This is a genomic window from Bradyrhizobium sp. 33ap4 (genome assembly GCF_032654765.1).
GTDB lineage: Bacteria > Pseudomonadota > Alphaproteobacteria > Rhizobiales > Xanthobacteraceae > Bradyrhizobium > Bradyrhizobium australafricanum.
In genome coordinates, this window is sequence record NZ_JAUMTJ010000099.1 from 1 (window position 1) to 20,142 (window position 20,142).

Here is a 20,142-nt window from a genome sequence, read left to right on the forward strand (position 1 = left end):
TTTGCTAGTGTCCTTATCGAATCCGAAGTTCGCTCCGAAGGTGCGGCAAATGATGCGAACTTCGGATTCGGGACACTGGTATGCAGCTTGCACCGCCTTGCAGCAGTCCGTGCGTGAGCGCGCCGCGAAAACCAATGGTCCGGCTGCGATTGAAGCCGGGCCCAGAGGACATCCAAGATGCTGACCATTCCTGACCTGACATTGCTGCTCATGGTGGTTGTTGCGAGCCTTGCCGTTGCGCTGATCTACATGCTGCGCGAGCTCGAGCCGAAGCTTGCGCGGCTGCGACTGCGAGGTGGTCGCGTCTTGCGCGATCGCACCGAATAGGGCGGCAATTCCGTTCGCCGCGGCTTTGGCCGCGGTGACGCTGCGCACCCAGAGTTGTCAGCCGAGCACGCCGTATTTCTTCAGGCGGTCTGCATCTTTCGCGCGGCGAGGGCCGCCTTCGGGATTTCGAGTCGGAGCTTTCCTGCCGGGCGGTCCCGAGCGGGATTCAAGGACCCCAAAAAACAAGGCCGTCGACGTAGTATACCGTCAACGACCTTGCCAGCCCCGGATATTGAAATCGGCTCACGCCATCCGGTCACTCGAAGATGACTCGGATTCGAAGGCCGATATGTGAACCAGTTCACAAAGTCAGGATTAATTCACGGTAACGGGCACTCATGATCGGCCGCCGCCGGCAACCCTCGAGCGCGAAAGTTCCCCGTTAGATGATGATCTTGCTCGGGATTTGGCGCATTTTTATGGCTGGTCACCTGAGTGGGGCGGGGTCTGCGGGGGCGTCAACCGCGCGACCTGTGGCGCTTTCGGTTGGCGCTACGGGTGGCCTTCGAGCGCTTGCGCGGCGCGGGCTCGGCGGCCGGCTCGTTGGCCTGCGCGCTCGCCAGCGACTGGCGCAAACCCTCGACCTGTTCGGTCAGCGCGGCGACCTGGTCGGAGAGCCTCTTGGCATCGGCCGCCTGCAAGGCGAACTGCTTGCGCATGGTCTGCAGCTGGTCCTGCACCTCCTGCAGCTGGTCGATGGATTCCTGCTGGGTCACCTCCATGCCCTTGGTCTTTTCCACCAGGGCCTCGGAGACCTGCGCGGTCCGCGCCTGCAACTGCCGCGCGGCCACCATGCGGTCGGTCTCCGGCACGTTGCCGGTGTAGGCGCGCCACAGTGCGATCGAGCCGATCCCGAACAGCACGAGCACCAGCGCCACGGCGCCGATCGCGATCGGCTGCACGCCAATGAGGCTGCTGGCTTGTGAATTCCGGGGGGCAAGTTCGACCATGCGACCAACAACCGGACATCAATTGAAAGGTTCGAAATAGCACAAACCCCGGCGCGGGCAAAACCGGGGGGTGTGTAGACCCCTGCGGCAGCAGCGAAATTTGTATCATATGTTAGTTTTCGGCCGTGCTGCCCGGCCTGCTCGAGGCATGATCGGCCTCTGGCCGACCCGAACTCAAGCTCCCCGAATTCAGCCCTTGGGCGCGATCAGGCCGACCCGCATGTCCTTCGCCAGATAGACGCAAGCGCCGTCGGCGAGCACCCGGCCGTCGGCGATGCCGAGCACCAGCCGGCCGCGCCTGGCCTGGCGTATGTCGACCTCATAGCGCACCAGCCTGACATCGGGCATGATGTGCCCCCTGAACTTGACCTCGCCGACCCCGAGCGCGCGGCCCTTGCCGGGCGAGCCCGACCAGCCGAGCCAGAAGCCGATGATCTGCCACATGGCGTCGAGGCCGAGGCATCCGGGCATCACGGGGTCGGCGGCAAAGTGACAGGCGAAGAACCAGTGGTCCGGCGCAATCTCGAGTTCGCCGACGACGTGGCCCTTGCCGAACGCGCCGCCGTCCAGGCTGATCTCGGTAATGCGGTCCATCATCAGCATCGGCGGTGCCGGCAGCTGCGCATTGCCCGGGCCGAAATAGCCGCCTTCGCTCGAGCGCAGCAGATCCGGCTTGCTGTAGGACGATTGCGGTGCGTGAAAATCGTGCGGATTGAACAAGATGGCCATCGATGTTCGGGTTTTGGCTGAAGCTTAGTTGCGGCTGCGCCGCGTGGCCCTTGGCCGCGCGGACAGGGGTTTGGCAGGCAAGCCCAGCGCGGCGGCCATGAAGGCCCAGATGTCGCCGGTCAGCCTTGCCGGATCCGGCCGTCTTTCGTTCATGAGCGCGCCGATCAGCGCCTGGCGGATGCCGCCGATCATCAGCGCGATGGTGAGGTGAGGGTCGATGCCGCCGGGCACGATCCCGTCGCGCTGGGCCGCTTCGATCATGCGGGCGCCGGCGTCAAGCTGCCGGCCGGTGAAGGCGGTCTCGACATCGAGCACCTCGGGCGCGCGGCTGAGCGGTCCGATCACGAGGGGCGCAAACGGGTGGTCATAGTGAAAGGCGACATAGGCGCCGATCCGTTCCTTTTCCCGGTCCGCCCAGTCCGTGGCGGACAGCTTGGCACCGCCGAACGCCGCCGCATCAAGTTGTTCATAGAAGCCTTCGACCACGGCGGCGATCAGGCCGGCCTTCGATCCGAAGTGATGGTAGGCGAGCCCGACCGAGACCTGCGCCCGCCTTGCGACGGCCTGCATCTCGAGGTGCCCATGGCCCTCGATGAGCTCGGCCTGCGCTGCCGAGAGCAGCCGTTCTCGTGTCCCCAGGCTCGCCGCGTCCATCGTGGCACCATTTGCTGAATTGAATTGAATTCAATATCGCCGATGCTAGGATGTCAAGCCGCCGACGCGGATGGCAAAGCGAGCCGGTGAAGGAAGGCGATGGCGTTTGCGATCAAGACCGAGATCCGAAATGCGTGGGCGAAGGTGTTCACCTTCACCGCGCAGAAGACCATGTATGGCGGCAAGCACATCGCGGCCGATGACATCGTGTTCGTGTTCGCGAGCGAGAACGAGGGCGGCAACGGCCTGATCGCCCGCGCGATCGTCGCGTCGGCCGACGCGACACCCCGCAAGGTCGGCGTCATCAGGCAGACGCCGCGCGTCAGCATCACGGTCAGACGCACCGCATCCGCGGCGCGGTTGCTCGGGCGCGAGCAACTCAAGCGCTTCAAGGATTGGGGCGACGGCCGGCCCGAGACCGAGCTGAATTTCAAATTCTATCGCCAGGCCACCAACAAGATCGTCGGCATCTCAGACGAGACCGCGGCGTTTCTCGAGCGGTTCTTCTAGTGTCCCGAATCCGAAGTTCGCATCATTTGCCGCACCTTCGGAGCGAACTTCGGATTCGATAAGGAACTAGCAAACTTCGTGAAAGTGGCTGCCGCGAAATCGCACGAACTTCGCATTCAGCACACCAGGCGTCGATCGACGCCGCTCAAAAAAGGTGCGGCCACCCTTTGGGGGAAGGGTGGCCGCGCGCGAACCGGTCTGGGACGGGGAGGGGTGGGGATGTGACCGGATCGCGAACTCGAAATTTCCTGTTCTGCTCAGCGCGAGCTTGCCGTTGCAACTGCAGGGCGGTTGTCACCGAGCGAGACCCACACATTGGGATCGCCCTGCGACTGCCGCTTGACGAAGCGGTAGCCAGTGTCGGTCCAGGCGACGATGCTCTCGTTCTGGTTATCGAGCACGAACTCGCCCTTGTCGGTCTTCACCGTCAGCACCGCGTGGCCTTCGCCCTTCTTGTCGCGGACCACCGTGATCAACAGCGCCTCGCGGGGCCAGCCGGCGTCCATCAGCATCTTGCGCTTCAGGAGCACGTAGTCCTCGCAGTCGCCGTAACCGTCGGATGGCAACGACCATTTCTCGATCACGCCCCAATGATCCATGTCGGTCATCGGCTTGATGGATTCGTTGACCCACTTGTTGACCCGTACGAGGTCCCGCCAAGCGGTCTGCGACAACACGATGTCGCGTGGTTGCGTCGCGCCGCCGCGGCATTCGCCCGGATTGTCGGCACAGAATTCGACCCAGCCGATCGGCGAACGCGCAACGTCGCCCAGGCTGGCGTAGACCACGTCGCCGGCCTTGGCCGACACGCACGTCGCAAACAGAATGGCGGCAACCGCCAAACCTTTCCCCTGTCCCCTGAACCCAAACATCGTGGCCCCCGTTCTTCTTGTTGGGACCACGTTTCGCACAAAGCTTTTGCGCCGCCGCTAAGTACGCAAAGTAGATTTGACGCGAATACTGGTAAAACCTGCGGCGAATTCGAACTGTACTTGAATCGAATTCGCGTAAAATTTGAAACAACTGCAATTGATTCAAATTTTATGCATTAACGCCGCGCGCGCTGCGCCAGCGCGGTTTGTTGCGCCAAACGCTGCGGCCGTTAACCGCCGATTTTCACCGGGCCAAATGCGCCGAAGGCGGCCACCGGTGCACCGGTGGCCGCCTTCGCGGGCAAAAAAAGGGGTCTTGAGCGGTTTTTCGCTTTACCTCGCGGTAACGCTCTCTTCGAGCGTTTCCGCCGATTGCTCGTGGACGAACTCGAGCGCGAAGCCTTCCTCGAGATTTCGCACCACGCGGGACTGTACCCGCCCGAGCATCACGAGCGATTTCAGCGGCGGGCGGTTCTCGGCAGCAATCGCAGCACCGGACAAGGAAAGGTCGATGATGCGGCAGGTCATCCGCGTGCCGTCTTCCTGGGTCAGCAGGGCGATCGGGTTGCGCGGCACGATACGGTCGTGGCGGCGATCCTCGGGCAGATTGAGGATGTCGCGGTTGGCGAGCCAGGTCAGCTGTGCGGCGAGCTTGTCGCGCTTGCGTGCGGTGGCGCCGATCGTCATCGCAAAGCCGTTGTCGATGATGCGGGTGATGCGTCCCTCGACCCGGCCGATATGGTCGAGATAGGCGATCACACGGTCGCCGACATTGCCGATGCCCGGCGCCAGCAAAGCGAGGCCGCCCGGCGACATGTTGATAATCTGGCAGGGAAACTCGCGCCGGTCGGGCAGCATGTAGCGGCCGAGCAGGTGCACCTTGACGCGCTGGAAGCGCCGCCGCTCCTCGGCTACGGGGACGACGGTAGTTTTCTTCTGTGCAAACGACATCACGACAAACCCGGCCACCGTCCATTCGGAGCCCCGACGACCCTAAGGCTGATAGGGTTAACGGGGCGTTACGGTTGAGGCAGGGAACTCGCACACGGTGCAAGAGAAGTGTGAGTGGAAGGGGCAGGGCCGCACATCAGGTTCGCCGAACCACCGCGACATGACCTGAGCGGCTTCATCGACGTGGGGGGCGGTGTCGGCGGCCCATGCGACGAAGCCGTCGGGGCGTACGAGCACGGCATTAAGGCCCAGCCGATCCCGCGCGTCGCTTGCGACATAGCCGATCCGCCCATGCCAGCGATCGGCAAGCGCTCGCAGGGGCGCGCGCCGATCAAAGTCCAGCAGCAGGCCGCGCCCGTTCCTGAGCAGTTCGCCGAGCTTCGTGCCGCGGGCGAGCTCGAAGTCGGGCGCGCTGCGGCCCGCCAGCGGATGGTTGCCGCCAAGATCATAGCGCAGCGAAACGCCCCACACGCGCTCGGCAAAGTAGGTCGCGCCGTCTGATGTCGCGATCAGGTCGCGGATGATGGCTTCGAGCGCGCGCGAACTGCGGCTTGGCCGCATCAGCGCGACCTGGGCGCGCGACCAGTCCAGCACCTGCGCGCCCACCGGATGCCGCTCACGCGAGTAGCTGTCGAGCAGGTCCACCGGTGCGTCGCCGCGGATCGTGGCCGCGAGCTTCCAGCCGAGGTTCATCGCGTCGCCAAGCCCGAGATTGAGCCCCTGGCCGCCGAGCGGAGAATGAATATGCGCGGCATCGCCCGCGAGCAGCACGCGGCCCTTGCGGTAATCCGTCGCCTGACAGGCGCGATCGGTCCAGGTGGTGGCAAGCCGGACCGCCGTCAACGTGATGTCTGTGCCGGAGACGCGGCGCAGCACCGCCTGCACGTGCTCGCGCGTGATCGGCCGGGTTCGGTGGAAGGCGCCGCCGTCGAACTCCACCATCGCGATCGTGCCGGGCCGTGCGTAGGTATACATGCCCGTCGGCGTGTAGTGACGGCCGGTGCGGAGCTTGTCCGCATCTGATATATCGACCTCGACCGAATAGCCGGTGAACTCGGGATCGGTGCCGACGAATTCAAAGCCGCCGGCCTTGCGCACCATGCTGCGGCCGCCGTCACAGCCGACCAGCCAGCGTCCGTGGAACGTCTCGGCACCGTCGCGAACGATCACGCCATCATCCGATTGTTCGAACGCCTCGACGCCTGTGCCGCGCCTGATCTCAACCCCCATCGCGGTTGCGCGCGCGGCGAGGGCGGATTCGAGCGCCTCCATCTCGACCGCCATGCTGGTGCCTGCCGGGCTCGGCAGACGAAACAGCCATTTCGACGTGTCGACATCAGCGTGAAAGAACTGGATGCCGGCAAAATGGCCGGCCGGGCGGCGCGGCTGTTGCATCCAATGCGCGCCATTCGATGCGCTGCTGCCCGAGCCATCCTTTGCGTGCTGTCGTGCCGCGATGTCATCCAGCATCCCGCGACGATAGAACGCCTCGATGCTGGGCGCCGAAAGGCCGCGCATCCCGAAGGGGAGCCGTTTCAGCGGCGAATGCGGGTCGGCGGCCTGCTCCAGCACCAGCACCGAGCACCCTGCGAGCCGCAGCTCGCAGGCGAGCATCAAGCCGACCGGGCCGGCGCCGGCAATCACGACATCATGGGGAAGGGGGCGGCTGGCGTGCATGAACTGCTCCTTTGTCGGTGTTCGACCGGAGCGGTTCGTCGGGTTGAGAACCACACGGACGAACATTGGGCGCCTGGACTGCGTCCGGTGTTCGTCGTGGGGATCTCATGCACGAGGCAGGAGACCAGAGCTTTCGTTTTCGAAAGGTCTTTCGTTCCAGAAAGGACTTCGATCCGAAAGGACTTGGGCTTACCAAACCAAGTCTGCCTTTTCCGACGCGGCGTATATAGCTGCGTGGCGTTCGATCCGCAACGGAAGATGCGCGGCTGCGGATTACTGGAACAATGCACTGCCGCGATGTCGCGGCGCGACTGCATCGGCGTTGCCTGGTTCGTCGACGCGGCGCGCGCCCGGGCGGGGCGCAAGATCGTCCGGCGTCTTGATGTTGCTCGCGAGTCCTGCGGCTTCGAATGCCTTGATCAACCACCAGCCGAGGTCGATCTGACCCGGCAGCAGCCCGAGCTTCGCGGAGCCGGGATAGGCGTGGTGATTGTTGTGCCAGCTTTCGCCCATGCTGATCAGGCCCGCGATGCCGACATTGTAGCCCTGGGCCGCGACGCCTTCGATGATCCAGGTCTGTCCGCCCTTGCGATGCGAGTAATGACCGATCAGCCAGTGACCGGTGACGCAGACGGCGACGCGGACGCAGATGCCCCAGACCAGCCAGCTCCACGAGCCGATCGCGAGGAACAGGATCGCCCAGGGCAATTGCTGCCACATCCAGGTCCGCTCGACGAAGGCGTAGAAACGGTCATCGGCGAGCCGCCGTTCGAGCCGGCATTCGGGCGGGTGTTTCAGCACCAGCGCACAGTGCAGTTGCCACCACGCGTCGCGCCAGAAACCGGCGGGGTGGCAGGAGTAGTCGTGGCACGCCGTCTGGCGCTGCGCCCAGTCGCGGATATCGTGCAGCCGCACCATGCCGTAGGGGCCGGCCATCCCGACCAGCGTGCCGAGATAGACGCAGAGCCTCTCCAGCCACAGCGGACAGTCGAAGCTCGCATGGATCAGGCGGCGGTGCATGCCGACCGAATGCCCGAAGCACAGCGTGATCGCGCTGGTGACGATGAATAATGCGAACGCGCTCCACGTGAACAGCAGCGGCCCGAGGACGATCGCGACCGCGGTCATGCCGCCAAGCCACAGCGACTTCGCCGGCGCCCATCGCACGCGCCCGTCCAGCGGATCGGTGCTGGCGTCCACGAAGATTCGCTCCGAGCCGGGTTGCGGCTTCATTCCGTCACCTGAGGTTGCATCGCAGGTTGCGGTGAAGCGATCGTCGCTGTCAATCGGCCGCGCACGTCCGTCATGTCGCAGCCCATATTGGCGTCTGCGGCGGCTTCAGCCGGGTGGCGGCACGCGGAAGCGGCGCGGTGAGGTTATTTGGCCTCGGCGTCCATTTCCGGTTCGACAGCCGTTTCCGGTTCGACTGCCGCCGCTGGTGGTTCAACAGCCACGGCTTTCAGCATCTTTCGTTTCGCCGCGCGGACCTCAATCTGCAGCGGCGGCTGATAGGATTCGCTTGGCGGCACGAAGACGAAGGCATGGTGTCCATCGCCCTTGTTGAGCTTGAGAAGATCGTTGCGGAACTGATCGGCGACGACTTCGCCAACGAGATTGCCGTTGAAGTAGATATCGATCGCGACCCTCTTGTCGGGGTGTTGGTTGTACAGCGCCCAGCCGGAAATCCTTTTTTCGTTGACGACGTCGACATGGCCGGTGATCTCGCCATACAGACTCTCGATGCCGGCCTCGATCACCTCGAGGTCGCTCCTGTAGATCGATCTCGTCACATCGAAGCTGAAATTCGCCGTATCGACGCATTGGTCCAGCAAGCCCTGTCGATGCTCCTTCATCCGTTGCAGCGTGTCCAGTTCGCCCAACTTGACGTACATGCCGACGATACCTTCGATACCAGGATTCATGGTGTCATTCCCCGCAATGCTACCAGCCAATTCGCCCTCGGCTGCTTTCACAATCGATGCCTCCTTGCGGAAATACTCCGCCAGGACGAGAAGCGCCTCGTTCCGCCAAGGTCTGTCATCAAGGCCTTCATGACAGGCCTTCATGACATCCCAATCGTCCTGACTTAAACTCGGCTCGGCCGAACCCGGCCCAACGACAAGGACAGGGAGAGCGAACCGATGGAGCAGATCCGCGTCTGCACGCATGATGGACCTGGAGCCAAGCCGGTAATCCGGACAGTGCCATGGCCGGAAATCGGCAAAAAGGCGGCCTTGATCAAGGTGGGTGCCTGTGGCGTTTGCGGAACCGATCTGCACATCCTGAAGGGACATTGGCCGAAGCCGTTGCCGTGGCCGTTCACGCTCGGCCATGAGCTCGGCGGCGTGATCGTGGAATGCGGCGCGGAGTTCACCGAGGATTTCATGAGCAAGCCGCTGCAGGTGGGATCGAAGGTGATGATCCCGCCTTTGATGCCGTGCGGCCGCTGCTACTACTGCATCCATTATCCCGAGAGCGCCAACAAATGCCTGACGCCGGTCTATTACGGCCGCTATCTCGGTTTCGACAAGGCGCCGCACATGTGGGGCGGCTGGGCTGAATATGTCTATGTCGATCTCGACATGCTGCCCGGCACCAAGATCTACAAATTGCCCGACGACATGTCGCTGCGGCTCGGCGCGCTCTCCGAGCCTCTGACCTCCTGCATCCGCGCCTTCAACCGCGCCACCCGCGCCGGCGGCTTCAGCTGGGGCGACACCGTGGTGATCCAGGGCTCCGGGCCGATCGGCATCCTCGCGGTCGCCGCTGCGCAGGAAATGGGCGCGGGGCGCGTGATCTGCGTCGGCGCGCCGGAGGCGCCGCGCCTTGCGCTGGCGCGCAAGTTCGGCGCCGAGGCGACCGTCGATATCGAGCAGCTCAAGACGCCGGAGCAGCGCATCGAGGCGGTGCGTGACATCGTCGGCGGTTTCGGCGCCGACCTCGTGATGGACTGCTCGGGCCATCCGACCGCCGGCCCCGAGGGCATCGAGATGCTGCGCGACGGCGGCACCTATGTCGAGATGGGGCAGTTCACCGATGCCGGCTCGATCGACACCTCGTGGCACCGCATCTGCACCAAGGATCTCAACGTGCTCGGCTCCTGGGGCTTTACCGGCAACGACCTGCCGCTCGGCGTCGACATGCTCTACCGCACGCGCAACAAATATCCCTGGCTCGACATGCAGACGATCTATCCGTTCACCGAAGACGGCGTCGCCCGCGCGGTTGCCGACGCAATGGCGATGAAGACGGTGAAGTCGACCATCGTGCCGTGGCCGGAATTGGTCGGGTGAAGCAGATCGCGGATGCTGCAAATCCTGCTGCAGTGCTCCCAAGGATTTGTGTCCAGGGTGCGGCCGATTGGGCCCTGATATCGCTCGCCGGGACGACGGCCCGGCGCTAACATCGGATCATGCATTCGAACCGTGTGCCGCCGAGCGCGACGTTTGCGTGGGGAAACGTGTCCGAGGACTTCGCGCTGTTCAGAACCCTCAGCGCGGAGCAGCGGCTGATCGCCTTTGGCGCAATGACCCGGCGCGACCTCGTGCGCGGCGAGCTGCTGGTCGAGCAGGGCGGCGCCTCCGACGCGCTGTTCCTGGTGCTGCATGGCGCGCTCGCGGTGTACCGAACCAGTCATCCCGAACCGATCGCGGAACTTCGCGCCGGCGAACTGGTCGGCGAGATCGGGTTCTTTGCCAATATCCCGCGCACGGCCAACGTGATTGCGATCCGCGACACCAGCGTGCTGGTGTTGACGCGCGCCGCCTATACGACGCTGGCGCGGGAAACGCCCGAGATCGTCGAGGCGCTGCTGGCTGCGCTCGCGCGGCGGTTTGCCACCGAGACCGCGCGTCTGTTGCCGCTCCGGGCGTCGCCGAAGGCGCGCACTGTCGCGCTGATCCCGGGCGGACGGGAACCGGTGCCTGCCGCCTTTGAGCACAGGTTGCGCGAAGGCCTTGCCGCTGCGGGTGCCGAGATCGTCGACCTCGCGCGGGTCCAGGCGATGTTTCCGGGCCGCGCGCTCGACGCATCCGAGGTCGCCGACTGGCTCAACAGGATCGAGTACGACGCGCCGCTGGTGGCCTATTTCGGTGGTCCCGACGCATCGGAGTGGGCGCGGAAAACCATCCGCCAGGCCGACCTTGTCGTGTTCGCCTGCCGTGGCCATGCGCCGACGCCCGATCTGACGGAGATCGAACGCTTCGCCTGCGCCGTGCATCCGGCGTCGACGCGGCGCCTCGTCCGGGTTCATGACGTCAGGCGCCACGAGGTCAGCGGCACCGCGGCGTGGCTGGCGCGGCTGCCCTGCTTCATGCATCATCACGTCGCGCTCGAGGACCAGCTCGACATCGACAGCCTGGTTCGCTTCCTGTGCGGTCGCGCCGTCGGATTTGTCGCCGGCGGCGGCGGCAGCCTCGGCACGGCGCATGTCGGCGTCTACAAGGCGTTTCGCGAGCGCGGCGCGATGTTCGACATCTTTGTCGGCACCAGCGTCGGCTCGGCGATGGCGGCGGGCTTTGCCAAGAACTACGACGCCGAGCATCTCGAGCGCGGCACGCATGAGATCTTCGTCTCCAGCCGCAGCTTCCGCCGCCCGACCTGGCCGCGCTACGCCTTGCTGGACCACAAGGCGTTCGATGCCGCGCTCGCCGATCAGTACGGCCACAATTGCCGGATCGAGGACTGCTGGCGGCCGTTCGCGGCGGTCGCGACCAATCTGTCGACGCACAGTCTCGAATTGATCCGCACCGGTCTGCTGTGGCACGCGGTGCGGGCGTCGAGCGCCATCCCCGGTCTGCTGCCGCCGTTCTATACGAGGGACGGCTCGATGCTGGTCGACGGATGCCTCGTCGACAACGTTCCGCTGGCGCAGATGCACCAGATGAAGAGCGGACCGAATCTGGTGGTCCATTTCGGCGACCCGGCAACCGAGATGTTCGACGTCGACTATGCCGCGCTGCCGGGGCGACTTGAGCTGCTTGCGTCGCTGCTGACGCCGTTCCGCAAGAAATTGCTTCCGGCCGCGCCGAGCGCCGTCAACGTGCTGTGGCGAAGCCTCGTTGCGCATCAGCGCTATGATACGCTGCCGACCACGCCGCTCGACATGGTGATGCGTCCCCCGACGCCCGACGGCATCGACGTCACCGATTTCGACCGCCATCAGGAAATCTTCGAATCCTCGTACCGCTGGGCCCGCGAGACCATTGCTGCCTCGGAGGCGGCGCATAATCCCGCCATTGCGGCCATCGTCGCGTCGGCCAACGAAGCGGACAAGGGATCGGACATGGTCGCCGACGAGGGCGCGGATCGCGCGACAGCGACCGCGCCGGTTTCTGAGCAGGCCCGGGTCGGTTGAGCGGCTTGCGGGCGCCGGCGAAGTCGACCATCGTGCCGGACCGAATCCGGAGAACACGATGCCTTTCGATTTGATCCTGCGCGGCGGACGGGTGATCGACCCGTCGCAGAAACTCGATGCCGTGACCGATGTCGGCTTTGCCGCGGGCAAGGTCGCTGCGCTCGGCCGTGAGTTGCAAGCCGATCCCGCCACCGAGGTCCGCGACGTCTCGGGGCTGATCGTCTCACCGGGCATCATCGACCTGCACACTCATGTCTATTGGGGCGGCACCTCGCTCGGCATCGATGCGGAGGAGTTTTGCCGCAACTCCGGCGTCACCACCTCGGTCGATACCGGCAGCGCCGGCCCCGGCAACTTTGCCGGCTTCCGCAAGCATGTGATCGAGCCGAGCCAGGTCCGTATCCTCGCCTATCTGCACATCTCGCACGCCGGCATCTTCGGCTTCTCGGATCGCGTGATGGTCGGCGAGAGCGAGGAGCTGCGGCTGATGAATCCAATCGACGCGGCGCGCGTCGCCGACAAGAACCGCGACCTGATCGTCGGCATCAAGGTGCGGGTCGGCCTGTTCGCCTCGGGCACCTCGGGGCTGGTGCCGCTCGAGATCGCGCTCGAGGTTGCCGAGCAGGTCGGCATGCCCCTGATGGCGCATATCGACCATCCGCCGCCGAGCTATGAGGAGGTGCTCGCGCGCCTGCGTCCGGGCGACGTGCTGACCCATGCGTTCCGTCCGTTCCCCAACACGCCCGCGACCGCGCAGGGCACGGTGAAGAAGGTCGTCCTGGAGGCGCGCGAGCGCGGCGTGCTGTTCGACATCGGCCATGGCAAGGGCTCGTTCGCCTTCAGGACGGCGCGCGCGATGCTCGCCAACGGCTTCTATCCCGACACCATCTCCTCCGACATCCATCAGCTCTGCATCGACGGCCCGGCATTCGACCAGGTGACGACGATGTCGAAATTCCTCTGCATGGGGATGCCGCTGCCGGACGTGATCGCGGCGTCCACCGTCAATGCCGCGATGGCGTTGCGGCGGCCCGAGCTCGGCAGCCTCAAGCCGGGCAGCGTCGGCGACGCCACGCTGCTCTTGGTCCGGCAGGGGACGTTCGACTATGTCGATGTGGTCGGCGAGCACCTGACCGGCGATCGCAAGATCGCATCCGAAGGCGTCGTGATCGGCGGACGCTGGTGGCATCCGCGTTAGGATTGATCGCCGCCGCGGGCATCGAGGTGACTGGCATGATCTTCTGGATCGCGGCTGTGGCTGGACTGGCGATCGCCTATCTGCTCGGTTCGACGCCGACGGGGTATCTGGCGGGGAAGCTGCTGAGGGGCATCGATATCCGCCAGCATGGCTCCAAATCCACCGGGGCAACGAACGTATTGCGAACCCTCGGGAGGTGGCCCGCATTGGCGGTGCTCCTTGTCGACGTGCTGAAAGGCGTAGCAGCAATCCTGTTCGCCCGCTGGTTTTATCCCTGGTTGTACACCTTGCCATCCGTCAGGCCGCCGGCAGCGCTTGATCCGCAAACGTGCGTGTCCTGGGCTGTCTGCCTGGCCGGGCTTGCCGTGTTGCTGGGGCACGGCCGTTCGATCTGGCTGAATTTCACCGGCGGCAAATCCGCTGCGACCGGGCTCGGCGTGTTGCTGGCGATGTCCTGGCCGGTCGGCCTCGGCGCTGCGGCGGCCTTTGGCGCTGTGGTGGCTGTCTTTCGGATTGTCTCCCTCGGCTCGATGCTGGCGGCATTGACGGCGATCGTCCTCGTCTGCGGCCTGGAGCAACCGTTGCCCTATCGCTTGCTGGTGATCGCAGGCGGCATCTACGTGATCGTGCGCCATCGTGCCAACATTCAGCGGCTGCTGGCCGGCACGGAGGCGCGGCTCGGGCATTGATAAGTGGTTCGGATTTCCTCAGAGAAGGCCGATCGATCAATCCGATGATCCGGCCTCGAGCGCTCCGGAGCGAAGCCGGTACCGGTTCGCGTTAAGAAAACGCGTTTGAACCATGGATATGGAATCCCGTTCCGATTCAATCGGAACGGGGAAGGCTCTAGTCGGCGACGACCGGCCCGAAAGGCTGCCATCGCTCGCCGGTGAAGCGCATCATCCGGAACTCCTTCACCACGCGATAGTCGGCGCGGCTGGTATTGATGGCGAGGCCGGGCAACGTCGTCCCTTGCCAAATTTCAACTAGATCAGCGAATGCAAGGCCATGACCGCGGCCTCACGGCTCTCCACCGGAACAAAGAAGCTTACTGAATGCGATGACAAAACATACTTGTCGGCGATGATTCCGTGACGTTGCAGAATCTGAACCGCCTTGTATGGCAGGTCCGAGGAAATGCCGCCGAAGCAAGTGAGGCTGACCGAACTCAGCGTCTCGCGCGGTTTGCGCAGGTCTTTGCTCCGTTCCAGTGTGCGCAGCAACGCGTCGAGTGTCTCAGAATCGCAAGTCATCATGATGCGGGTCTTTTCGGCGGTGAAAGCCGAGGCGAGGAGCTGCGGCCAAGGCAAGCCATTTTGCTGGAGATGCTGCGCGAACTTCTCAAAGCCTTGATTGAGGTCCGCCGAGTCGATCTCCACATGCTCGATGCGAGCCATCGAGTTGACGGCCAGGACTTTTCCGTTCTCCATGCCTGCGACCTCCTTCATCACTTGCGTGCTGTGTCGAGTGCCGCCCCATTTTCTCAGGACCAAAGGCACGTTTTGGCTGTGGGCCAGCTCCACACTGCGAAAGTGCAGGACCTTGGCGCCCCAGAAGCACATTTCGGACAGGGATGCGAAATCCAGCTGACGCAAGGGTTTTGCGTCCGCGACGATGCGCGGGTCAGCCGAGCAAACTCCGTCGACCTCCTTGATGATCTCGCAGCACTCCGCCTTGAGCGCCGCAGCCATGGCGACCGCGGTGGTATCGCTGCCACCTCGGCCAAGCGTCGTGATTTCCTTGGTCAGCGGGTTCACGCCCTGAAAGCCCGCCAAAACCACGATGCGTCCACGATCGAGTTCTTCGCGCACGCGAATGGGCCGCACGTCCAGAATGCGTGCGGAGGAATGGGACCCGTCGGTCATGACACCGGCCTGACTGCCGGTAAAGCTGATCGCCGGCACGCCGAGATCAGACAGCGCCATGCTCATCAAAGACATGCTGATGCGCTCGCCGGTGGTCAAGAGCATATCGAGTTCGCGGCGATTGGGGTGCGGGCTGACCTGATAGGCCATCCTGACGAGTTCATCGGTGGTCTTGCCCATCGCTGAAACGATCGCCACGACACGATGACCACGGCCATGCAAATCGGCGACACTGCTCGCGGCCGCGCGGATTCTTGCCGGTGTTTCGAGACAGACGCCTCCGTATTTTTGCACGATGATGGGATTGCTAGGCATTGTTGCCCGCGTCGTGTTGGAAGGCGCAGCTGAACCCGATCAGATCGTTCTCCCCTTCGACGCCTTTGCGGTCTTTGATCGTTTCGCCATGACCCGCCCAGCGCCCCGATCGCGCTTCTTGCGATCCGCTTCCGCGTGCTGAGCTTTCGTCCCGCCGCGGTGAGCGGCGTATTCCTTGCCGTCGATCGGCGCGACATGCGGTGGATCTCGATCGAGATACGGTCGCCCGATTCCAAAATCCGGTCCACGCGCATCGATCCATTTCCAAAGGGCCTCGGTGGAGACCCAACGCTCCGCCCGCGTCGCGCCTCTGACGCTCACGACATCGACGGCAAGCCCGTGGCCATAGCCGCCGCGGAAGCTCCCGCCATGGTATGACTTGTCGGACGCCGCCTTCAGGCCGCTCGCGATCGATTGACGGTAGTCATCGCGGAACGCGCTGGTGATGCCGGGCGCCAACCCGGCCTGCTCCGCCGCGTAGAGCGCGTGAAACAGCTTGAGTTTGAAGCTCCGATCCACCCCTCCAATCACGTAGTCGATCATCGGCATGCCCATTCGCTCCGCCGCCTTCGGATCCTTCCACGTGAAATCGTTATCGACGCGCCTGGTGAACGTCCTGGTGACAGTCACCGTCTTGCGCTTCTTCTTGACGGTCACTTTCCGCTGCTCTTGTACGCTGATGGTGTCTTGCTTCGGCGTCCGCTGGTAGAGCGCCCACAGGTACCGGTCGATGCAGACATCGACGACGAGGCACTCCTCGAAAATATCCAGGGGTCTCGCGGCCTCCTCGGTGTCACCAGACACTGGAGGCGGGCTCGCCGTCGCCGCTTTCACCGGCGATGTTTCGACCGGCAGCGTCTGCGACGAATCCGGCAAGGCAGCCACGACGATTGACTTCGGCTCGCTCGAGGTTGCTGTCGCATCAGGGGGCGTCGCCGGCACCGATTCAACCGCCATCGCCGCATCGGCGTTGGCGACAGCGTTACCCATGACACCTGCCTGCGGCGGGGCCATCGTGTCGGACGCCGGCCCCGTTAGGGATTCTGCAGCCATCGCTGCTTCAGCATTCACTTTGCTGACGTTGTCGACTGCCGTGGCCTGTCGCGTATCAGCCAGTTCGGCGTTGGCGGCGAGAGATGGTGCGAGGTCCTCGATGGACACTGCGCCGCTGTTCCCGATGCCGGCAGAGCCGGCAAGCCAGGCAAAGAGCCAACCTGCGAGAACGACCGTCCCGCACAACTCCGGAGTCGCAATTCGCCGCGGGTTCATCACCCCGTAGCCTCCAAAGGCTCGATCCGAGCCCTGTTGCACCGCCCAGCACGCGACGGCATCGATCATTCGGATCAAAATGGAAATGCGCAATGGGCGGAAGCCGTAGGCGCTACGCTTTTCCAGAAAGTGTTGCCCGACCGCAACGCGCGGCCGCGAGCAACCCGGCACGGCGCGTGCTGCTGCGTTCGGTGATTCACCTGCGCTCGAGCTTTGATTCCCATTTTGGGTCAAAAGCCGCCCATAGCGACCGAGCCGGGTGACTTCCGGTTCACCTCGAAGAGCCGACGTTCGCGATCGTCATGCAGACCGTCAGCTATGCGCCGATTTTGTTGCAAAAGTCGGCTGCTCGCGATGGATTGTTCGGCCATCTCGCCAAGGACGACCGGCTTTGGTTTGCCGGCCCTGACGCTCTCTACGCAACTCTACGCGGTGTACACCGTGTGTGCCGGTGGCGGCCGCGCGACCAGGCTCGCGAGCCGCCGTAGGTTCTGAGCGATGGCGGCCAGAACAAACTCATCCTGGGCGCCTCGTGGGCCACGCAGTCGCAGTCGGCCGAGCCTCAGGATGCGCTTCAGGTGTGCGAACCGCATCTCAATCTTCTTTCGCTCACGTCGCGACTGTTCAAAGGCCTCGGTGCCAGCGAAGGAGCGTGCAACGTCTCGGGCGCGCTCATGGACGTCGCGCGGGATCTTGCGTGAGGGCTCCTTTGGGCAGCACTGCGGTTTGAGCGGGCAAACATCGCAGTCGAGCTTGCTTGCGCGGTACAAGAGCGTCTTGCCCTCGTGTGCTGTGCCGCTTGTCCCGAGCCGCTTTCCGCCTGGGCAGTGGTAGACGTCGCCGGCCGGATCATATCGAAAGTCGTTGCGCGAGAAGGTGCCATCCTCGCGCTTTGACTTGTCGATGACCGGAATGTGTGGCGCGATGTCCTTCTCTACCAGCCAGTTCAGCATCGGCGCCGATCCATAAGCGGTATCGGCCGCGAGCCGCTCCGGCTTGGGTAGCGGTTTGCGAAAGCCACACTGACTGCGCAGCCTTGTGAATAGCCGAAGAGTGGAAAACGTTCCAACCCGGACGCATCAACAACAGCTTTTAGATCAATCACCCAAGCATCAAGCGACATTTCACTTACGTCCCAATCGGACAAGCCGCTTCCTCGTGCGTCGTAACGAACAAGAGTGTTTCGCCTCGCAAGCTCTACCAGCATGTGGCGGTAAATTGGCAATTCCCAATCGAGCTCCAGATGGCTAAGCCAGTTTGCGGTTTTTACCAAAGGCGGCCCGGTCCCAACTCGCGAGTAAGCCAGTCGCACACCGTCAATTGATCTACAATATTGTACCTGCTGGGCCGAGGGGACGCTCCGACTAGCGTCGACCGCCTCGATGTCCACCGGTCGCTCAATATTTTTCAGTTTTTGCAGACCCCGCGACGCAAAAGAGACATCGATCTTGCGATCCACCTGATCATAGACGACAGCTGATACGCAAATTCCACCAGGGTCACAAATACCTTCCAATCGCGCGGCGATGTTTACACCGTCCCCGAAAATGTCGTTGTCATCGAATATGATGTCACCAACGTGGATGCCTATACGAAATTCGATACGCCGATCCTGTGGCCCATTAGGATTATGCTCAGCCATGCTACGTTGGATTTCAACTGCACTGCGAATCGCATCGACTGCGGGCACATCCCCTGGCGCGCTTAACAGTTGGCTTACATTTCCCTTACGGGCAGCTTATTCTTTGGGTTTCAGAGGTGGCCGCGAGAGGGAATGCAGCTTGCGTTTTCTTTTTGAGGATTACGCATTGGATACCGACAGGCGCGAACTGCAGCGCGCAACGGAAGAGGTCGTTGTCGCACCCCAAGTATTCGACCTGATTGAATACCTGATCCGGAACAGGGAGCGCGTCGTCAGCAAAGACGACCTCGTCGGCGCCGTTTGGAACGGTCGCGTCGTCTCGGATGCCGCGCTAACGACTCGCCTGAACGCCGCCCGGAGCGCAATCGGCGACACGGGCGAGAAACAGCACTTGATCAAAACATTGCCGCGCAAAGGTTTCCGCTTCGTTGGCGCAGTGAAGGAAGACCGGAGGCCCGCAAATGAGACGATTGGCCCAATTGAGCGAACCGGCGAAGCGCCGCCGCGCCTATCCATCGTCGTGCTACCCTTCGCGAACCTGAGCGGTGATCGTGAGCAGGACTATTTCGCGGACGGTATAACCGAGAGTCTGACCACGGACCTGTCGCGCATCGGTGGTTCATTCGTAATGGCACAGAACAGCGCCGTCTCATACAAGGGCAGAGCTGTCGATGTCCGCCAAGTCGGCCGCGAATTGAATGTTCGCTACGTGCTCGAAGGCTCAGTGCAACGCAGCGGCAAGCGACTTCGGATGAATGTTCAGCTGATCGATGCCAGGAGCGGCCAGCATCTTTGGGCCGATCGCTTCGAGAAGCCTGTCGTCGACCTGTTCGATATGCAGGACGAAATCGTGTCGAGGCTCGCCGGTGCATTAGGTGCCCAGCTCATCGAGGCTGAGGCGCGACGAGCCGAGCGTACGCTGCATCCCGATGCGATGGACTTGTACTTCCAGGGCCGGGCCTGGTTCATGAAGGGGATTAGCCTTGAATGCGTGACGCAAGCGCGGGGCTTCTTCGAACGCTCGCTGGAGTTCGATCCCGGCAACGTCGAAGCAATGATTGGTCTGGCAAATGTTGATACGGTAGTTGGAGGTAGCTTTACGACGGATGATGGGCCCGCGCGGCTTGCGGCGGCCGAGGCGATGATGAACAAGGTATTGTCGATTAGGCCGAACAGTGCCTCAGCCCACATGGCTCGGGGTTGGGTCCAGACCTTTACGAACCGGGCCGCCCAAGGCATCCGTGAGTTCGAACATGCGTTGGCGCTGGCTCCGAATTTGGTCCACGCTCATGCTGCCCTTGGTTTCGCCAAATCCTACATAGGTCGCGCTACCGAGACCGAAGGCCATATACTCGAAGCTTTACGGCTCTCTCCTCGCGACGTTTTCGCTTACCAGTGGGCGTGTTTTGCGGGCGTGGCCAAGCTGCTGCTTGGTTCAGACGTCGAAGCCGTCAGTTGGCTGCGACGAAGCACCGAGGCGAACCGTAACTTTCATCTCGCTCATATATCGCTCGCCGCTGCCTTGGCCTTGACCGGCGCGCTCGATGAGGCGCGAACTGCTGCGAGAACGGGACTTGCGCTCAACTCAGGTTTCACCATTCGTCGCTTGCTCGCAGCTCAACAAAGCGACAATCCAATTTACCTTGCCGGGCTGCAGCGCTTGTGTGAAGGCTGGCGCCTCGCTGGCGTGCCGGAAGGGTGATGAGCGCTTCGGGCCGACTTCGGTGCTTTACTGCCCTACGTCGGCTTTGGGTCTTGGTTGTGTGCAAACGGATAGGTCGGACGTGGCCGTGGTCGCCAATTATTGCAGGCGGCCGATGTTGTCGC

The 20,142-nt window shown here is 63.3% G+C and carries 18 protein-coding genes and 1 pseudogene; 7 read left to right on the forward strand and 12 right to left on the reverse strand.

What is annotated here, in order from left to right; translation table 11 throughout:
- Positions 1-177 precede the first annotated feature (177 nt).
- A complete protein-coding gene (locus Q2M23_RS41105) occupies positions 178-327 on the forward strand; it encodes a hypothetical protein (RefSeq protein WP_156436402.1) in 150 nt (49 codons plus the stop codon).
- 458 nt (positions 328-785) lie between these two features.
- Here the strand turns inward: Q2M23_RS41105 and Q2M23_RS41110 are convergent, their stop codons facing one another.
- The 3 genes from Q2M23_RS41110 to Q2M23_RS41120 all read right to left on the reverse strand — a co-directional run bounded on the left by Q2M23_RS41110 (position 786) and on the right by Q2M23_RS41120 (position 2,660).
- On the reverse strand, positions 786-1,277 hold the full coding sequence (locus Q2M23_RS41110) for a hypothetical protein (protein WP_141341160.1): 492 nt from the start codon (positions 1,275-1,277) through the stop codon (positions 786-788).
- Positions 1,278-1,466: 189 nt separating this feature from the next.
- Positions 1,467-1,997 carry a bifunctional 3-hydroxydecanoyl-ACP dehydratase/trans-2-decenoyl-ACP isomerase gene (gene fabA, locus Q2M23_RS41115; RefSeq protein WP_316399136.1) on the reverse strand — a complete coding sequence of 177 codons (531 nt, stop codon included), beginning with the start codon at positions 1,995-1,997 and terminating at the stop codon, positions 1,467-1,469.
- 33 nt (positions 1,998-2,030) lie between these two features.
- Entirely contained in the window at positions 2,031-2,660 is a 630-nt protein-coding gene (locus Q2M23_RS41120; protein ID WP_316399123.1) for a TetR/AcrR family transcriptional regulator, read from the reverse strand.
- Between the two features lie 99 nt (positions 2,661-2,759).
- Between Q2M23_RS41120 and Q2M23_RS41125 the strand changes: the two genes are divergently transcribed.
- On the forward strand, positions 2,760-3,170 hold the full coding sequence (locus tag Q2M23_RS41125; protein ID WP_316399124.1) for a hypothetical protein: 411 nt from the start codon (positions 2,760-2,762) through the stop codon (positions 3,168-3,170).
- Between the two features lie 257 nt (positions 3,171-3,427).
- Here Q2M23_RS41125 and Q2M23_RS41130 read toward each other — a convergent pair whose 3' ends face one another.
- From Q2M23_RS41130 to Q2M23_RS41150, 5 genes are all read right to left on the reverse strand, one after another.
- A complete protein-coding gene (locus Q2M23_RS41130; RefSeq protein ID WP_026192955.1) occupies positions 3,428-4,042 on the reverse strand; it encodes a transglutaminase-like cysteine peptidase in 615 nt (204 codons plus the stop codon).
- Between the two features lie 333 nt (positions 4,043-4,375).
- Positions 4,376-4,993, reverse strand: a complete 618-nt coding sequence (locus Q2M23_RS41135; RefSeq protein ID WP_028342942.1) for a PilZ domain-containing protein — start codon at positions 4,991-4,993, stop codon at positions 4,376-4,378.
- Between the two features lie 57 nt (positions 4,994-5,050).
- A complete protein-coding gene (locus Q2M23_RS41140; protein WP_316399125.1) occupies positions 5,051-6,670 on the reverse strand; it encodes an FAD-dependent monooxygenase in 1,620 nt (539 codons plus the stop codon).
- Positions 6,671-6,943: 273 nt separating this feature from the next.
- Positions 6,944-7,903, reverse strand: coding sequence for an acyl-CoA desaturase (locus tag Q2M23_RS41145; protein WP_316399126.1), 960 nt, complete (start codon positions 7,901-7,903; stop codon positions 6,944-6,946).
- 143 nt (positions 7,904-8,046) lie between these two features.
- The gene (locus Q2M23_RS41150; protein ID WP_316399127.1) at positions 8,047-8,736 is read right to left on the reverse strand and encodes a hypothetical protein; all 690 of its coding nucleotides are present in this window, start codon (positions 8,734-8,736) and stop codon (positions 8,047-8,049) included.
- Positions 8,737-8,811: 75 nt separating this feature from the next.
- Between Q2M23_RS41150 and Q2M23_RS41155 the strand changes: the two genes are divergently transcribed.
- The 4 genes from Q2M23_RS41155 to plsY all read left to right on the forward strand — a co-directional run bounded on the left by Q2M23_RS41155 (position 8,812) and on the right by plsY (position 13,913).
- Complete coding sequence (locus Q2M23_RS41155; protein WP_316399128.1) at positions 8,812-9,963, forward strand: zinc-binding dehydrogenase; 1,152 nt, start codon at positions 8,812-8,814, stop codon at positions 9,961-9,963.
- Positions 9,964-10,130: 167 nt separating this feature from the next.
- A complete protein-coding gene (locus Q2M23_RS41160) occupies positions 10,131-12,026 on the forward strand; it encodes a cyclic nucleotide-binding and patatin-like phospholipase domain-containing protein (RefSeq protein ID WP_316399129.1) in 1,896 nt (631 codons plus the stop codon).
- 58 nt (positions 12,027-12,084) lie between these two features.
- Positions 12,085-13,224 (forward strand): amidohydrolase/deacetylase family metallohydrolase, encoded by a 1,140-nt coding sequence (locus tag Q2M23_RS41165; protein ID WP_316399130.1) that lies wholly within the window; start codon positions 12,085-12,087, stop codon positions 13,222-13,224.
- Positions 13,225-13,259: 35 nt separating this feature from the next.
- Entirely contained in the window at positions 13,260-13,913 is a 654-nt protein-coding gene (gene plsY, locus Q2M23_RS41170) for a glycerol-3-phosphate 1-O-acyltransferase PlsY (RefSeq protein WP_316399131.1), read from the forward strand.
- Between the two features lie 297 nt (positions 13,914-14,210).
- On the opposite strand, the gene Q2M23_RS41175 is transcribed toward plsY, so the two are convergent.
- The 4 genes and pseudogenes from Q2M23_RS41175 to Q2M23_RS41190 all read right to left on the reverse strand — a co-directional run bounded on the left by Q2M23_RS41175 (position 14,211) and on the right by Q2M23_RS41190 (position 18,363).
- Positions 14,211-15,404, reverse strand: a complete 1,194-nt coding sequence (locus Q2M23_RS41175; protein WP_316399132.1) for an aspartate kinase — start codon at positions 15,402-15,404, stop codon at positions 14,211-14,213.
- A gap of 39 nt (positions 15,405-15,443) precedes the next feature.
- Positions 15,444-16,766: a peptidase M15 gene (locus Q2M23_RS41180; RefSeq protein ID WP_316399133.1), complete on the reverse strand. Its 1,323-nt coding sequence runs from the start codon at positions 16,764-16,766 to the stop codon at positions 15,444-15,446.
- Between the two features lie 332 nt (positions 16,767-17,098).
- Positions 17,099-17,668, reverse strand: a pseudogene (locus Q2M23_RS41185) (transposase); the annotation flags it as partial.
- Positions 17,620-18,363 carry an alpha/beta fold hydrolase gene (locus Q2M23_RS41190; RefSeq protein WP_316399134.1) on the reverse strand — a complete coding sequence of 248 codons (744 nt, stop codon included), beginning with the start codon at positions 18,361-18,363 and terminating at the stop codon, positions 17,620-17,622. The pseudogene Q2M23_RS41185 and the gene Q2M23_RS41190, both read right to left, overlap by 49 nt.
- Positions 18,364-18,454: 91 nt before the next feature.
- Between Q2M23_RS41190 and Q2M23_RS41195 the strand changes: the two genes are divergently transcribed.
- Entirely contained in the window at positions 18,455-20,017 is a 1,563-nt protein-coding gene (locus Q2M23_RS41195; RefSeq protein WP_316399135.1) for a winged helix-turn-helix domain-containing protein, read from the forward strand.
- The last annotated feature ends 125 nt before the right edge of the window (positions 20,018-20,142 follow it).

Bases quoted from the DNA above. Each gene is read 5' to 3' on its own strand.
- Q2M23_RS41155 (WP_316399128.1), top strand. From the start codon at position 8,812: ATGGAGCAGATCCGCGTCTGCACGCATGATGGACCTGGAGCCAAGCCG.
- Q2M23_RS41130 (WP_026192955.1), bottom strand. From the start codon at position 4,042: ATGTTTGGGTTCAGGGGACAGGGGAAAGGTTTGGCGGTTGCCGCCATT.
- Q2M23_RS41150 (WP_316399127.1), bottom strand. From the start codon at position 8,736: ATGAAGGCCTGTCATGAAGGCCTTGATGACAGACCTTGGCGGAACGAG.
- Q2M23_RS41105 (WP_156436402.1), top strand. From the start codon at position 178: ATGCTGACCATTCCTGACCTGACATTGCTGCTCATGGTGGTTGTTGCG.
- Q2M23_RS41175 (WP_316399132.1), bottom strand. From the start codon at position 15,404: ATGCCTAGCAATCCCATCATCGTGCAAAAATACGGAGGCGTCTGTCTC.
- Q2M23_RS41110 (WP_141341160.1), bottom strand. From the start codon at position 1,277: ATGGTCGAACTTGCCCCCCGGAATTCACAAGCCAGCAGCCTCATTGGC.
- plsY (WP_316399131.1), top strand. From the start codon at position 13,260: ATGATCTTCTGGATCGCGGCTGTGGCTGGACTGGCGATCGCCTATCTG.
- Q2M23_RS41165 (WP_316399130.1), top strand. From the start codon at position 12,085: ATGCCTTTCGATTTGATCCTGCGCGGCGGACGGGTGATCGACCCGTCG.
- Q2M23_RS41145 (WP_316399126.1), bottom strand. From the start codon at position 7,903: ATGAAGCCGCAACCCGGCTCGGAGCGAATCTTCGTGGACGCCAGCACC.
- Q2M23_RS41135 (WP_028342942.1), bottom strand. From the start codon at position 4,993: ATGTCGTTTGCACAGAAGAAAACTACCGTCGTCCCCGTAGCCGAGGAG.
- Q2M23_RS41125 (WP_316399124.1), top strand. From the start codon at position 2,760: ATGGCGTTTGCGATCAAGACCGAGATCCGAAATGCGTGGGCGAAGGTG.
- Q2M23_RS41140 (WP_316399125.1), bottom strand. From the start codon at position 6,670: ATGCACGCCAGCCGCCCCCTTCCCCATGATGTCGTGATTGCCGGCGCC.
- Q2M23_RS41120 (WP_316399123.1), bottom strand. From the start codon at position 2,660: ATGGACGCGGCGAGCCTGGGGACACGAGAACGGCTGCTCTCGGCAGCG.